Raw genomic sequence first — 14,314 nt, forward strand, 5'->3', positions numbered from 1 at the left:
GCGCGGCCGTAGGTCGCGCCCGTCTATCCGCCTCATAGCCAGAATTCTCAGGTGCCCAAGCGGAAACGACTGCTAGTTTAGGGCGCCTGAGTTTTTGCCAATTCTATTGAGGCCCTCGCTATGACCACGTCCACTGCAATTGCCCGACTCAACGCTGCCGACCCGGATTTCGCCCATCATCTGGATCATCTGCTGAGCTGGGAAAGCGTGTCCGACGACTCGGTCAACCAGCGGGTGCTCGACATCATCAAGGCCGTGCGCGAGCGCGGTGATGCGGCGCTGGTGGACTTCACCCGCCAGTTCGACGGCCTCGACGTCGCGTCGATGTCCGATCTGATCCTGCCGCGCGAACGCCTTGAGCTGGCGCTGACGCGCATCACCGCGCCGCAGCGTGAAGCCCTGGAAGTCGCAGCGGCACGCGTACGCAGCTACCACGAAAAACAGAAACAGGATTCCTGGAGCTACACCGAGGCCGACGGCACTGTGCTGGGCCAGAAGGTCACGCCGCTGGACCGCGCCGGGCTGTACGTGCCGGGCGGTAAAGCGTCGTATCCGTCGTCGGTGTTGATGAACGCTATCCCGGCCAAAGTGGCGGGCGTGACCGAAGTGGTCATGGTCGTGCCAACGCCGCGCGGCGAAATCAACGAGTTGGTGTTGGCTGCCGCGTGCATCGCCGGGGTTGACCGTGTGTTCACTATCGGCGGCGCTCAAGCTGTCGCGGCGCTGGCCTATGGCACCGAAAGCGTGCCGAAGGTCGACAAAGTGGTCGGCCCAGGTAACATCTATGTCGCCACCGCCAAGCGCCATGTGTTCGGCCAAGTCGGTATCGACATGATTGCCGGCCCTTCGGAAATCCTGGTGGTGTGTGACGGCCAGACCGACCCGGACTGGATCGCCATGGACCTGTTCTCCCAGGCCGAGCATGACGAGGACGCCCAGGCGATCCTGGTCAGCCCTGACGCCGAGTTCCTCGACAAGGTCGCCGCCAGCATCGACAAGCTGCTGCCGACCATGGAACGCGCCGAGATCATCGAGAAGTCGATCAATGGCCGTGGCGCGCTGATCCTGGTACGCGACATGGAGCAGGCCATTGAGGTGGCCAACCGCATCGCGCCGGAGCACCTGGAGTTGTCAGTGGCCGACCCACAAGCCTGGCTGCCGTCGATTCGCCACGCTGGCGCGATCTTCATGGGCCGCCACACCAGTGAAGCCCTGGGCGACTACTGCGCCGGCCCGAACCACGTGCTGCCGACCTCCGGCACCGCGCGTTTCTCGTCGCCGCTCGGCGTGTATGACTTCCAGAAGCGCTCCTCGATCATCTTCTGCTCGCCACAAGGCGCTTCCGAGCTGGGCAAGACCGCCTCGGTGCTGGCCCGTGGTGAATCGCTGAGCGCGCACGCTCGCAGCGCCGAATATCGCATCCTTGAAGACAAGAAGGGGAACTAAGACATGAGCAAATTCTGGAGCCCCTTCGTCAAGAACCTGGTGCCGTACGTGCCCGGCGAGCAACCCAAGCTGACCAAGCTGGTCAAGCTCAACACCAACGAGAACCCCTACGGCCCATCGCCCAAGGCGCTCGCGGCGATGCAGGCCGAGTTGAACGACAACTTGCGCCTGTACCCGGACCCCAACAGCGACCTGCTCAAGCAGGCGGTGGCCAGGTATTACGGGATCGACGCCGGCAAGGTCTTCCTCGGCAACGGTTCCGATGAAGTCCTGGCGCACATCTTCCATGGCCTGTTCCAGCACGATTTGCCGCTGCTGTTTCCGGACATCAGCTACAGCTTCTATCCGGTTTACTGCGGCCTGTATGGCATCAAGTCCGACCCGCTGCCGCTGGACGAGCAGTTCCAGATTCGTGTGGCCGACTACGCCAAGCCCAACGGCGGGATCATCTTCCCCAACCCGAACGCGCCCACCGGCTGCGTACTGGCGCTGGACGCGGTGGAGCAAATCATCAAGGCCAGCCCGGATTCGGTAGTGGTCGTCGATGAAGCCTATATCGACTTTGGCGGCGAAACCGCTATCAGCCTGGTGGACCGTTACCCGAACCTGCTGGTGACTCAGACCCTGTCCAAGTCGCGCTCACTGGCCGGTTTGCGTGTAGGCCTGGCCGTGGGCCACCCGGACCTGATCGAGGCGCTGGAGCGGGTCAAGAACAGCTTCAACTCCTACCCGCTGGATCGCCTGGCGATTGTCGGCGCGGCGGCGGCGTTCGACGACCGTGAATATTTCGAGAGGACCTGCAAACAGGTGATCGACAGCCGCGACAAGGTGGTCGCGCAGTTGCAAGCCAAGGGCTTTGAAGTGTTGCCATCGGCGGCCAACTTCATCTTTGCTCGTCACCCACGGCACGACGCTGCCGGCCTGGCAGCCAAGTTGCGTGAGCAAGGGGTGATTGTGCGGCACTTCAAACAGGAGCGGATTGCCCAGTTCCTGCGGATCAGCATCGGTACGCCAGAGCAGAACCAGGCGCTGATTGATGCATTGGGCGAGCTCTAAGCCACACTGAAGCTCAAAAAATGTGGGAGCGGGCTTGCTCGCGAATGCAGTGGTTCAGTCACTGATGTGCTCAATGACACACTGCATTCGCGAGCAAGCCCGCTCCCACATTCGTTTTGCGTTGGCAGTTAGATCAGCGGCTCATCCGGCTTCTTGTTCTTCCAGCCATCATTGCCCGGCAGCAGCAGGTTCAAACCAATCGCTACCACCGCGCACAGGGCGATGCCTTTGAGGCCGAAATCATCCGGGCCGGTGCCGGTGCCGACCAGCACGCCGCCAATCCCGAACACCAGGGTCACCGACACAATCACCAGATTACGCGCCTCGCCGAGGTCGATCTTGTGGCGGATCAGCGTGTTCATGCCCACCGCCGCAATCGAGCCGAACAGCAGGCACAGAATGCCGCCCATCACCGGCACCGGGATGCTCTGCAGCAGTGCGCCGAACTTACCGATAAACGCCAGGCTGATGGCAAATACCGCCGCCCAGGTCATGATTTTCGGGTTGTAGTTCTTGGTCAGCATCACCGCGCCGGTCACTTCGGCGTAGGTGGTGTTCGGCGGGCCGCCAAACAGGCCGGCGGCCGTGGTGGCAATGCCGTCACCCAACAGCGTGCGATGCAGGCCAGGTTTCTTCAGGTAGTCGCGACCGGTCACGCTGCCCACCGCAATCACACCGCCGATATGCTCGATCGCCGGGGCCAGGGCCACCGGGACGATGAACAGAATCGCCTGCCAGTTGAACTCCGGCGCGGTGAAGTGGGGCAGGGCGAACCAGGGTGCAGCGGCGATCTTCGCCGTGTCGACCACACCAAAGTAGAACGACATGGCAAAGCCCACCAGCACACCGGAAATGATCGGCACCAGGCGGAATATGCCTTTGCCGAACACCGCCACGATCAACGTGGTCAGCAGCGCTGGCATCGAGATCAGCATCGCCGTCTGGTAATGGATCAGCTCGCTGCCATCCCCGGCTTTGCCCATCGCCATGTTGGCGGCAATCGGTGCCATGGCCAGGCCGATGGAAATGATCACCGGGCCGATGACCACGGGCGGCAGCAGCCGGTCGATAAAGCCGGTGCCTTTGACCTTCACCGCCAGGCCGAGGAAGGTATAAACGAAACCGGCCGCCATCACCCCACCCATGGTCGCCGCGAGGCCGAACTGGCCCTTGGCGAGAATGATCGGGGTGATAAACGCAAAACTCGATGCCAGGAATACCGGCACCTGCCGCCCTGTCACCACCTGGAACAGCAACGTGCCCAGGCCAGCGGTAAACAGTGCGACGTTTGGATCAAGACCTGTGATCAGCGGCATCAACACCAACGCGCCAAATGCTACGAAGAGCATCTGTGCGCCAGACAGGATCTGGCGCCAAAGCGGGTCGTTGAAATCATCCTGCATGTTCACGCGTCCTTCTGCTTGGTGCCGAAGATCTTGTCACCGGCATCGCCCAGGCCTGGGATGATGTAGCCGTGTTCGTTCAGGCGCTCATCGATGGACGCGGTGTAGATCTGCACGTCCGGGTGGGCCTTCTCGACGGCAGCAATGCCTTCGGGCGCAGCCACCAGCACCATGGCGCGGATGTCTTTGCAGCCGGCTTTTTTCAGCAGGTCGATGGTGGCGACCATGGAACTGCCGGTGGCGAGCATCGGGTCGATGATCATGGCCAGGCGCTCGTTGATTTCCGGAACGAGTTTTTCCAGGTAGGTGTGGGCCTGCAAGGTTTCCTCATTGCGGGCCACGCCGACGGCGCTGACTTTGGCGCCCGGGATCAGGCTGAGGACGCCTTCGAGCATGCCGATACCGGCGCGCAGGATTGGCACCACGGTGATTTTCTTACCGGCGATTTTCTCGACCTGGACGGGGCCGGCCCAACCAGGAATCTCGTAGGTTTCCAGGGGCAAATCTTTGGTTGCTTCGTAAGTGAGCAGCGCTCCGACTTCCTGAGCAAGCTCACGGAAGTTCTTCGTGCTAATGTCGGCACGGCGCATAAGGCCGAGTTTGTGTCTGATCAGCGGGTGGCGGATCTCGCGAGTGGGCATGGGAAAAGCTCCGGCGGCGGGCAAAAAAACCGGCCTAGATTAATCTATCCGAGGGTGTTGTCCTATAGACATCTAGTACGTTAGTCCATTAAGGCTTGAACGTTGCGCCTCACATGCGTACCTTTGCCCGCTTTTCTTGCCACAGCACCCCCTTGGAGAGCGCCATGTCCGCTGATCTCGAGCATATCCGTCAAATCATGCGCGAGGCTGACTGCCTGTACACCGAAGCGCAAGTCGAAGAGGCGATCGCCAAGGTCGGCGCGCACATCACCCGCGAAATGGCTGACACCAACCCGGTGGTCTTCTGCGTGATGAACGGTGGCCTGATCTTCGCCGGCAAATTGCTGACTCACCTGCAATTCCCGCTGGAAGCCTCCTACCTGCACGCCACCCGTTATCGCAACGAAACCAGCGGCGGCGACCTGTTCTGGAAAGCCAAGCCGGAAGTCTCGTTCATCGACCGCGACGTGCTGATCATCGACGACATCCTTGATGAAGGGCACACCCTGGGCGCGATCATCGACTTCTGCAAACACGCCGGCGCGCGCAAAGTGCACACCGCCGTGCTGATCGACAAAGACCATGACCGCAAGGCACGTCCGGACCTGAAAGCCGATTACGTCGGTCTGCCATGCATCGACCGCTACATTTTCGGTTACGGCATGGATTACAAAGGCTACTGGCGTAATGCCAATGGGATCTTCGCCGTCAAAGGGATGTAAGCCATGGTCCGCTTTCTTGATCAAACACTGTTCACCGAACTGGCCGAGAAAGCGGCTGCCAGCCCCCGTGGCCGGCACCATCATAACTTTCATCAGATGGAAGAGCCTTGCCATCGCCTGGCCGTTGGCATGCAACCCGACACCTATGTGCCGCCGCATCGGCACCTGAGTGCGGACAAGGCAGAGACCCTGATGGTGCTCAAGGGCACCCTGGGCCTGCTGGTTTTCAGCGAAACCGGTGAGGTGATCGCCAAGCGCGTCCTGCAGGCGGGCGGCGAGTGTGCCGGTGTCGACCTGCCGCCCGGTGTATTTCACGGCCTGGTGGTGCTGGAGCCCGACAGCGTGTTGTTTGAATGCAAGGCCGGGCCATATCGACCCGTAGGCGAGGGCGAGTTGGCTGACTGGGCGCCACACGAAGGCGATGCCGGCGTTGCCGAGTATCGACGCTGGATGCTCGCCCAGTTCGATTGAGCTACAGTGCTCGGCCATCTCTCTCGGAGCGGCCCATGAGCCTGTTGAAACGCACCTGCGCCGTCCTGGCGTTGACCTTCAGTTTGCCGTTGGCGGCGGCTCCGGCACCGATGCACAGCCAATTCCTGCCGCCGGACGACCTGACTGTGCGCGCCGAAACCCCCGACCAGCAGCAGCTGCTGCAAATCACCGAGTATGCGGTGGTGGTCGGCAATCAGCGCCAATCGACCCAGCAGCCGATCCCGGTGACGTCACCGCTGATGATTCGCCTCAAGGGCAAACCCTTGAACAAAGGCGCGACCATCGCCCAGGTGGTGCTCAATTTTGATGCCGAAAGCAAAAGCCTGAAAAAGCCGGTGTTCGATGAGAGCAGTAAGACCCTGACCTTGTCTTACCCGGTGGCCCAGTACCGCGTGATCGTTGACCTGCTGCGCAACGACACGGTGTATGTGCAGTTCCTCAGCTATGCCAACGGGCACATTTGGGCGGACCTGCACACCGGCGCCGTCCGCGCTAAATAGTGAGGCCGCAGGTATCTACACAACTGCTGGCGAACACAAAATCTGTAGCAGGCGAGCTTTTGTGGTGAGCGGGGCAAGCCCGCTCACCACACGGGATGTGGCGGCCTTTTATGCTGCGATGGTGGCGGGTCAGTGGGCCCAACTGTCACCGATGCACCGCCATCGCAGGCAAGCCAGCTCCCACATAGGTTCTTGGTCGCTTCCGAAGCGTGTGTGCCGCAGGTAAACTGCGTTTCCCGTGTAATGTCTGCAGGCTGGAGTCGGTAATGCGTAAAGATAAGAAACAGGTGATTGGTGACGAGATTGGCGACGACCAGATCAAGTTGTTCCTGGACTTCGAGCCGGTTGACGCGACTTCACCGTCCCTGCACAAACTGATCAAAGCCTACCGTGGCTTGCGTATCGACGACTTCGCGCGGTTCCTGGGCTTTTTCAAGGAAGCCGGCCTGGATCTAGATGGCAAGGACGAGCATGGTCAGACCTTCGTTGACCTGATCAAGGATCAGCGCAACGCCGATGAGTACATCGAGTTGATCAACGCTGCTCGCAGCTGAGTGCCCGAGACCTAAAAAAAAGCCCCGTTCTCATGCCGAGAGCGGGGCGTTTTTTATTGCGTCAACGCCTTATGCGTAGCTTTCGGCTTCGTTGCTTTGCTCAACCAGTTCCAGGCTGATGTTGTTCTGCGTATTGATCTTGCGATACAGCTCGGCATCGGTCTCCAGGACTTTTTCGCGCGCCGGGAAGATCTCGTGCAGTTTGGCCGCCCACTCGCCCGCAGCCTTTTGCGGGAAGCAGCGCTCGATCAGTTCCAGCATGATCGACACGGTCACCGAAGCACCTGGAGACGCGCCCAGCAGGGCGGCCAACGAGCCGTCTTTGGCCGCAACCAGCTCGGTGCCAAATTGCAGCACCCCGCCTTTTTTCGGGTCTTTCTTGATGATCTGCACCCGTTGGCCGGCGACTTCCAGGCGCCAGTCTTCGGCTTTCGCCTCAGGGTAGAAGCGGCGCAGGGATTCCAGGCGTTGCTCCATGGATTGGCGCACTTCGCTGACCAGGTACTTGGTCAGGTCCATGTTGTCGCGAGCCACGGCCAGCATCGGGCCGATGTTGCCGGCGCGAATCGACATTGGCAGGTCCAGGAACGAGCCGTGCTTGAGGAACTTGGTGGTAAAGCCGGCGTATGGCCCGAACAGCAGGGATTTCTTGCCATCGACCACACGGGTGTCCAGGTGCGGCACGGACATTGGCGGCGAACCCACGGCGGCCTGGCTGTAGACCTTGGCCTGGTGGTGCTTGACCACCTCCGGGTTGTCGCAACGCAGCCACTGGCCGCTGACCGGGAAGCCGCCGAAGCCTTTGCTTTCTTCGATGCCCGAGGCTTGCAGCAGCGGCAGGGCCGCGCCACCGGCGCCGAGGAACACAAACTTGGCGTCGACTTCGCGGCTGTTGCCGCTGTTGACGTCCTTGATGCTCACGGTCCAGCCCGCGCCGTTGCGCTTGAGGCCAGTGACGCGCTTGCAGTACTTGACCTGCGCATCCGGTGCGCTGGTCAGGTGCGACAGCAATTGATTGGTCAGGGCGCCGAAGTTGACGTCGGTGCCATTCATCACGCGGGTGGCAGCGATTTTTTCGTCGAGCGGGCGGCCCGGCATCATCAGCGGCATCCACTCGGCCATCTCGCTGCGGTCTTCGGTGTAGTGCATGTCCGAAAACGCGTGGTGCTGGCTGAGGGTTTCAAAGCGCTTTTTGAGGAAGGACACGCCTTTGTCGCCCTGCACGAAGCTCAGGTGCGGCACCGGGCTGATAAAGGATTTGGACGAGCCAAAGGTGCCTTTTTTGGTCAGGTACGCCCAGAACTGCTTCGACACCTCGAACTGGGTGTTGATGTGCACGGCTTTCTTGATGTCGATGGAGCCATCGGCGGCCTGCGGCGTGTAGTTCAGCTCACACAGCCCGGCGTGACCGGTACCGGCGTTGTTCCACGGGTTGGAACTTTCCGCGGCACCCGAATCCATCAGCTCAACGACTTCCAGCTTGAGGCCGGGGTCGAGCTCTTTGAGCAGTACGGCCAGGGTGGCACTCATGATGCCGGCCCCTACCAGTACTACGTCGACTGCTTCGTTATGCGCCATTTAACGCGTCTCCAAAATCTGCAGCACCAAATTGACGGCATGGCTGCCAGGAGTGACGGGGCGGTTCACGTGTTGCCCCAGGTTACCCATGGCCAGGATCGCCATGTCCGATTCGCAATTCTTTGCAACTTCAGCACACGCTTCCTGCCGGGCTAATCTGCCTATGAACGCATTCATAGGCGCCTGTGGCAATTCGACTTATGGTCAAAGCGTGCGATTTGTGCAACCAATCCGTAGCGGACAGGCTCAAGCTCCGGTGTTTGAGGAGTGCTCGGTCCTGTGTGGTTGGGCTGTTCCAGACGCTGATGGTGCTTGTACAAACGCCAAACTATTCATTTGCTCGCCACACTCTTGTGAAGTTGTGAAAACCCGTTTTTTCACGCTCTTTTGAAGACGTGAACCTCAAAAAAGGGCTGCCCCAGCCTGGCACCTGGCCCGCAAACCTCTGCCGACACGCGGCAAAACGGGCAAACAACTCAAGTGGCCGAGCGCAATGGCAGCTCTGGCAGATTCGGTAAGGCGGGTGGGTTGCAAAGAAAACAGCAAGCGCGCCAGCTTCACTCGATCTGTGTGGGCGGCTCTCTGTGGGCGATTGTTGGGTTAATACCGAGGCATTAACGATGCTGCGAGGCCCGATCAGGAGACGTCCTTATAATCGGGGGGAGATTGTAGCGAAGAACGCCGGGGAAATGGGCGTGTTTTATGACTTTTATTCGTGTCTTGGTCAGGAGGCCAACGCATGCCGCGGTTGTGCGTGCGTAACCTTCGGGCTGACCCGCGCGCTTGCCGGCAGCGGGCGGTGCATCCAGCCCAGGTGAGTCTCCGACACTTCCACCCAACCTTCGCCGACAGGCGGCAGGCTGCACTGCTTGAACGCCAGGCAATGGCCGTGCGCATCAAGCAGCGCATAGTGGCGATGACGGGCGTGTTGCATGAACAATGACTTGAGAAGGCGCATGGCTTTGTACCTGTTGCGTTACATGCTTGAAGGTTGCCAGTGTGGCATGACATTGGAATGACGGATTTATGCGAAATTGTAATTTGAGCATGCCTTCAGCTGCCGTTCAGGATGGCTGGTGAGTGGCGCGCATGCACCGTTATACTGGCGCCCTGTTTGCATCTAGTCCTGGAGAAATGAGTATGTTGCAACGCCTGTTGTTCGGTTTGATCACTGTGACCAGTTTGACCCTGGTTGGCTGCGCCAACAGCCCGCAACAACTCAGCCCGCAACCTAAAGTCACCGCGCAGCTGGCGCCTGTCGGTCACGGTCAGCCGGTATCGGTGCGTGTGGTGGACGGTCGTCCGTCGCCGACGCTGGGTTCGCGTGGCGGGCTGTACCCTGAGACCGCGCTTATTTCGGTCACCGGTCAAGACGTGCTGCCCAAGCTGCAGGCCCAGGCCGAAGCCGCCGTGCGCCTGTTGGGCTTCACACCTGCCAACTCGCCGGGCGCGCCTCAGCTGACCATCACCCTGGCCGAACTGAAATACCAGTCGCCCAAAGAAGGCTTGTACGTGACTGAAGCTTCCATTGGCGCGACGTTCAAGTCCGACGTCAGTGCTGGCACCCGTCGCTACAGTGGCCGCTACGGCGCATCGCTGAATCAGCGTTTCGGCATGTCGCCCAACCAGGAGACCAACACCAAGCTGGTCAGCGACGTCCTCAGCGACGCCCTGACTCGCCTGTTCAAAGACCCAAGCATCGGCCAACTGCTCAGCGCGCAGTAACCCCGCATAAAAAAACCGGGCTCAGCGATGAGCCCGGTTTTTTTACGCCTGTCGCTTTCACGCCGCGGTTTCGACATAAAAGTCCAGCACACTCACACCGGTGAGCAGGTCCAGCTCCGGCAGGTCGGCGTGCTGGTGCCCGCCCAACGCGCAATACACCAGCCAGTGGCGATCCTGGACATTGAAGGCCAGTGCGCCAACCAGCGCCTCTTGCTCATCGTTTGGGGCGATCAAATACAGCCGATCCTGGTTTTGCGCATGCAGCATGACAAGCTCCCGGGTGTTCGAAGGGCAACAGAGTGGCTTGTTAAGGTGACGTTCAGGTGACGCTGTAAATTAATGGATACATTAATCGTACTTGGGGGACGGAACGTTTCAGCGGCAGGAGGCCGATATCACTCAGGTTTGTATCTGAATTGATACCAGCACACTGTACGACTGAGGTTTGCGATGGCGCTGCCTGCACTGCTGATCAATGTTGTGGCTCTACTGGTGGCCTGCCCAGGCGCAGCGCTGCTGTTCATTACCCGTTTGCGCGAGCAGCGCGCACTGGCCGATCTGACCGCGCAAAGCGAAGATCGCGCGATTGACCAGCCGATGTTGTTTCTGGATGTGCGCACCGAACGGGCGCATCGTCTGGCTTACCGCGTCGGGTTTGCCTGCCTTGGGCTGGCGCTGGCCACGTCCTGGCTCAGTACTCACCTCTAAAAAACACCACAAAACAAATGTGGGAGCGGGCTTGCCCGCGAATGCAGGGTCTGAGTCGATACATCCTTGACTGAACCACCGCTTTCGCGAGCAAGCCCGCTCCGACATTTTGCTTCGGTGTTTACAGTGGAATCCCGGCTTTAACCCGATATTGATTCCTCACCGGCGTCGCGTACTGCACCACCAGGTACGGGCGATGCTCGGCCGGGCACTCACTCAAGCGCCGCTCCCACTCCGCTTGCGCCTTGGCCAGCTCATCGGCCGGGAACACCTCGGCCGCCGTCGGCACCTGCAATTGCGGGTCGGCGTCGCTCCACTGCGCGTACGCCAGGTAATGCACCGGGAACAGGCGATAGCCGCCGAGAATCTGCCGGTCCATTTCCACCGCCAGCAGCTTGGTGTCCTCGAAACGCTCGGTGATCGGCGGCGCAAAGTTCACATGCACACGGCCCTTGTAGCCGGTGATGCCCAGAGCGATGCTCACATCATCCTCGCCCGGCGCCTTGCTGTAGGTGCCGGTGGTGGCGCGGATATACAGTTCACGGGCCTTGGCCGTGTCGCAGGGGTCGTATTCGTAGCTGATCGACACCGGCGTCAGGTTCAGCGACTGGATCACCTCGGCAAACGGCTCATCCTTGCGGCTGACGTGAAACATCTTGAGGATCGCCGATTCGGTGCGATCATCGCCATCCTTGGCGCGGCCTTCGGCCTGGGCGATCCAGATCGACTGACAGTCGTTGCGGATCGAATGGTTGATGTAGGCCGACAGCAGGTTATACGCCGCCATCTTTTCCTTTCGCCCGGTGATCGAGCGGTGCACGATGAAGCTCTTGTTCAGGCGCATCAGGTCGCTGACAAACGGCTTTTGCAGCAGGTTGTCGCCAATGGCAATGCGCGGTGTCGGCAGGCCGGCGTGGTACACGGCGTAGTTGACGAAGGCGGGGTCCATCACGATGTCGCGGTGGTTGGCCAGAAACAGGTAGGCGGTGCCGGACTTGAGCTGCTCGACGCCGGTATAGGTAACGCCGTCGGTTGCGCGGTCAATGGTGTGGTCGACGTAATATTCGACTTTGTCCTGCAGCGTGGCCACGGTGGTGACACCGGCGAACTCGCGGCGCAGCTTGCGGGCGATCATCGGCTTGAGCAGCCAGCCCAGGGCGCCGGCAAAGCGCGGGAAGCGGAAGTGGGTCAGGATGTCCAGAAAGGCCTTGTCACTGAACAGACGTGCCAGCACTGCCGGGACTTCGCTGTCGTTGTAAGGTCGGATGGTATCGAATTCGCCCATCATGCTCTCTTGTTAGAAACGGCTAGTGTAAGTAAAGGAAATATCAGGGTGCGGCCGCAATATTGGCTCTGCCGTGAATAGCCCTGTAAATAGACCGGCGATTATACGCACAAGTCACCTGGGAGACCGCGATGCTGGAAACCGAGTCGTACGATTGTCCTTATTGTGGTGAGCCGGCTGAGGCCGTGCTGGATCTTTCCGGCGGCGATCAGTCATACATTGAAGACTGCCCGGTGTGTTGCCGGCCGATAATCTTTGATCTGCAGGTACACGGTGACGAATGGATGCTCACGGTCCGCAGCGAAAACGAGTAACAGGTACGCCCATGCAGCGAATCTATGAACCGGAAAACCTGATGGAAGGCGAGTTGCTGCAACAAATGCTCGCCAGCGAGGGCATCGAGGCGCACCTGGTGGGGCGCCATTTACTCGGTGGTACCGGCGAATTGCCGATTTTCGGCCTGCTGGGCCTGGAGGTAGACAACGACCAGGCCGTTTACGCCCGTGAGCTGATTACGGCCTACATCGGCGCGCAACCGTTGCCCGGCGATGAACCCGACAGCTTTCCCGACGTATTGGTCTGTTAGGCTGTCGGTCGGTTTACCCAAGAGTCGTGTTGCCCCATGTGTGGACGTTATGCCCTGTTTCGCTGGAACCCTACGTTTGCTGCCTTGCCGGGATTCCCGGCCGACCAGCAGGCGCAGTGGAACATCTCCCCGAATGATTCGGTGCTGATTCAGCGCTTGAGCGAAGGCCAGCGCACCCTGGCGCGTGCACGCTGGGGCCTGACGCCGCCCTGGCTGACTGACCTTTCCCGCACCCCGGCCCACGCCCGCGCCGAAACCCTGGCCGAACAGCCGATGTTCCGCGAAGCCTTTCGCCAGCGCCGCTGCCTGCTGCCCGCCAACGGGTTTTACGAGTGGCGCGGTACCCAGCGCAAGCGCCCGTACTGGCTGACGCCGGGCGAGGGCTCGACCCTGTTTTTTGCGGCGATCTGGGAAGCGTATCCGGTGCAGGAGCAGGTGTGGCTGAGCACCGCGGTGGTGACCCAGGCGGCGCAGAGTCAGCGGCGGCCGTTGATTCTGGATGCGGCGGGGCAGGAGGCGTGGCTGGATCCACAAACGCCGTTGCCTGTGTTGCAGGGTTTGCTGGCCAGTGAGCCGGCTGCGTTGCGCGAGCGAGTGTTGGCCAATATGGTCAATGATCCGAAGCTGAATGGGCCGGAGTGCCTGACCCCGGGTTGAGGTTGGAGCCACTGGCCCCTTCGCAGGCAAGCCAGCTCCCACATTTGACGGTATTCACCCATCCAAATGTGGGAGCTGGCTTGCCTGCGATGGCGGCCTCAAACCCGCCACAAATCCCTAAACCTTGAACTGATTGATCAACCGCCGCTGCTGCTCCGCCAGCTTGGTCAACTCCGCGCTGGCTGCGCTCGATTCATCCGCGCCGCCCGCCACTTCATTGGCCACCTGGCCGATATTGATCACATTGCGATTGATGTCCTCGGCCACCGCGCTCTGCTCCTCGGCGGCGCTGGCGATCTGGGTGTTCATGTCGTTGATCACCGACACCGCCTGAGTAATTGTCTCCAGCGCCTCGGCCGCCTTCGCCGCATGCTGCACGCTTTCATCGGTGCGGTTCTGGCTGTCTTCCATCACCTTCACCACATCGCGCGTGCCTTGTTGCAACTGCTGGATCATGGTCTGGATTTCTTCGGTGGCCTTCTGCGTCTTCTGCGCCAGGTTGCGCACTTCATCGGCCACCACCGCGAAACCACGGCCTTGCTCGCCGGCCCGCGCTGCCTCGATGGCGGCGTTGAGGGCCAGCAGGTTGGTCTGCTCGGCAATCCCGCGAATGGCTGTGAGGATCGCGTTGATGTTCTCACTGTCCTTGGCCAGGGTTTGCACCACGCCCACCGCTTTACCGATTTCCTGCGCCAATGCGCCGATAGACGTAGAGGTGTCGCGCACGATGAGCATGCCCTGGCTTGCGGCCTGGTCAGCGTGGCTGGCGGCTTGCGCGGCCTGGGTGGCGTTGCGCGCCACGTCCTGGGCGGTGGCCGTCATCTCATGCACGGCGGTGGCCACCTGGTCGATCTCGACCATCTGTTTGTGCACGCCCTGGTTGGTGCGAATGGCGATGTCGGCGGTGTGCTCCGACGAATCGCTGACCTTCTGCACCGAACTCACCACCTGGGTGATCATG

At 60.7% G+C, this 14,314-nt stretch carries 18 protein-coding genes; 11 read left to right on the top strand and 7 right to left on the bottom strand.

Translation table 11 applies throughout. The features are described 5' to 3' along the window. Positions 1–120 precede the first annotated feature (120 nt). Both hisD and hisC read left to right on the top strand, forming a co-directional pair. Positions 121–1,446 (top strand): histidinol dehydrogenase, encoded by a 1,326-nt coding sequence (hisD, locus tag ABWL43_RS04590; protein WP_369302598.1) that lies wholly within the window; start codon positions 121–123, stop codon positions 1,444–1,446. A 3-nt stretch (positions 1,447–1,449) separates the two neighbouring features. After that, a complete protein-coding gene (gene hisC / locus ABWL43_RS04595; RefSeq protein ID WP_404486930.1) occupies positions 1,450–2,502 on the top strand; it encodes a histidinol-phosphate transaminase in 1,053 nt (350 codons plus the stop codon). 128 nt (positions 2,503–2,630) lie between these two features. Here the strand turns inward: hisC and ABWL43_RS04600 are convergent, their stop codons facing one another. Further along, positions 2,631–3,905 carry a uracil-xanthine permease family protein gene (locus tag ABWL43_RS04600; RefSeq protein WP_106578691.1) on the bottom strand — a complete coding sequence of 425 codons (1,275 nt, stop codon included), beginning with the start codon at positions 3,903–3,905 and terminating at the stop codon, positions 2,631–2,633. A gap of 2 nt (positions 3,906–3,907) precedes the next feature. Beyond that, on the bottom strand, positions 3,908–4,546 hold the full coding sequence (upp, locus tag ABWL43_RS04605) for a uracil phosphoribosyltransferase (protein ID WP_017138223.1): 639 nt from the start codon (positions 4,544–4,546) through the stop codon (positions 3,908–3,910). A 164-nt stretch (positions 4,547–4,710) separates the two neighbouring features. On the opposite strand from upp, the gene ABWL43_RS04610 reads away from it, so the two are divergent. The 4 genes from ABWL43_RS04610 to ABWL43_RS04625 all read left to right on the top strand — a co-directional run bounded on the left by ABWL43_RS04610 (position 4,711) and on the right by ABWL43_RS04625 (position 6,814). Then, positions 4,711–5,268 carry a hypoxanthine-guanine phosphoribosyltransferase gene (locus ABWL43_RS04610; RefSeq protein WP_025856323.1) on the top strand — a complete coding sequence of 186 codons (558 nt, stop codon included), beginning with the start codon at positions 4,711–4,713 and terminating at the stop codon, positions 5,266–5,268. Positions 5,269–5,271: 3 nt separating this feature from the next. Then, positions 5,272–5,739 (top strand): WbuC family cupin fold metalloprotein, encoded by a 468-nt coding sequence (locus ABWL43_RS04615; RefSeq protein ID WP_242194683.1) that lies wholly within the window; start codon positions 5,272–5,274, stop codon positions 5,737–5,739. A 35-nt stretch (positions 5,740–5,774) separates the two neighbouring features. After that, the gene (locus tag ABWL43_RS04620) at positions 5,775–6,260 is read left to right on the top strand and encodes a hypothetical protein (RefSeq protein ID WP_404486933.1); all 486 of its coding nucleotides are present in this window, start codon (positions 5,775–5,777) and stop codon (positions 6,258–6,260) included. A gap of 266 nt (positions 6,261–6,526) precedes the next feature. Next, positions 6,527–6,814 (top strand): PA4642 family protein, encoded by a 288-nt coding sequence (locus ABWL43_RS04625; RefSeq protein WP_145165158.1) that lies wholly within the window; start codon positions 6,527–6,529, stop codon positions 6,812–6,814. Between the two features lie 69 nt (positions 6,815–6,883). Here ABWL43_RS04625 and mqo read toward each other — a convergent pair whose 3' ends face one another. After that, a complete protein-coding gene (gene mqo / locus ABWL43_RS04630; protein WP_106578695.1) occupies positions 6,884–8,392 on the bottom strand; it encodes a malate dehydrogenase (quinone) in 1,509 nt (502 codons plus the stop codon). A 724-nt stretch (positions 8,393–9,116) separates the two neighbouring features. Beyond that, positions 9,117–9,350 (bottom strand): hypothetical protein, encoded by a 234-nt coding sequence (locus ABWL43_RS04635; protein WP_145165156.1) that lies wholly within the window; start codon positions 9,348–9,350, stop codon positions 9,117–9,119. A gap of 182 nt (positions 9,351–9,532) precedes the next feature. Between ABWL43_RS04635 and ABWL43_RS04640 the strand changes: the two genes are divergently transcribed. Then, the gene (locus tag ABWL43_RS04640; RefSeq protein WP_064450736.1) at positions 9,533–10,117 is read left to right on the top strand and encodes a YajG family lipoprotein; all 585 of its coding nucleotides are present in this window, start codon (positions 9,533–9,535) and stop codon (positions 10,115–10,117) included. Between the two features lie 57 nt (positions 10,118–10,174). On the opposite strand, the gene ABWL43_RS04645 is transcribed toward ABWL43_RS04640, so the two are convergent. Further along, on the bottom strand, positions 10,175–10,384 hold the full coding sequence (locus ABWL43_RS04645) for a hypothetical protein (protein ID WP_106578697.1): 210 nt from the start codon (positions 10,382–10,384) through the stop codon (positions 10,175–10,177). A 183-nt stretch (positions 10,385–10,567) separates the two neighbouring features. Between ABWL43_RS04645 and ABWL43_RS04650 the strand changes: the two genes are divergently transcribed. Beyond that, entirely contained in the window at positions 10,568–10,825 is a 258-nt protein-coding gene (locus ABWL43_RS04650) for a hypothetical protein (protein WP_145165154.1), read from the top strand. Positions 10,826–10,946: 121 nt separating this feature from the next. On the opposite strand, the gene ABWL43_RS04655 is transcribed toward ABWL43_RS04650, so the two are convergent. Then, entirely contained in the window at positions 10,947–12,110 is a 1,164-nt protein-coding gene (locus tag ABWL43_RS04655; RefSeq protein WP_178119739.1) for a 1-acyl-sn-glycerol-3-phosphate acyltransferase, read from the bottom strand. Between the two features lie 131 nt (positions 12,111–12,241). Between ABWL43_RS04655 and ABWL43_RS04660 the strand changes: the two genes are divergently transcribed. The 3 genes from ABWL43_RS04660 to ABWL43_RS04670 are packed head-to-tail and all read left to right on the top strand — an operon-like array spanning position 12,242 to position 13,353. After that, on the top strand, positions 12,242–12,424 hold the full coding sequence (locus ABWL43_RS04660) for a CPXCG motif-containing cysteine-rich protein (protein WP_145165150.1): 183 nt from the start codon (positions 12,242–12,244) through the stop codon (positions 12,422–12,424). Between the two features lie 11 nt (positions 12,425–12,435). Continuing rightward, the gene (locus ABWL43_RS04665) at positions 12,436–12,696 is read left to right on the top strand and encodes a putative signal transducing protein (protein WP_106578701.1); all 261 of its coding nucleotides are present in this window, start codon (positions 12,436–12,438) and stop codon (positions 12,694–12,696) included. A gap of 36 nt (positions 12,697–12,732) precedes the next feature. Next, entirely contained in the window at positions 12,733–13,353 is a 621-nt protein-coding gene (locus tag ABWL43_RS04670; RefSeq protein ID WP_262206924.1) for an SOS response-associated peptidase, read from the top strand. Between the two features lie 117 nt (positions 13,354–13,470). Here ABWL43_RS04670 and ABWL43_RS04675 read toward each other — a convergent pair whose 3' ends face one another. Then, the gene (locus tag ABWL43_RS04675; RefSeq protein ID WP_370004727.1) at positions 13,471–14,313 is read right to left on the bottom strand and encodes a methyl-accepting chemotaxis protein; all 843 of its coding nucleotides are present in this window, start codon (positions 14,311–14,313) and stop codon (positions 13,471–13,473) included. Position 14,314 lies beyond the last annotated feature (1 nt).

Source organism: Pseudomonas sp. HT11 (genome assembly GCF_044875395.1).
In the GTDB taxonomy this organism is placed as follows: Bacteria; Pseudomonadota; Gammaproteobacteria; order Pseudomonadales; family Pseudomonadaceae; genus Aquipseudomonas.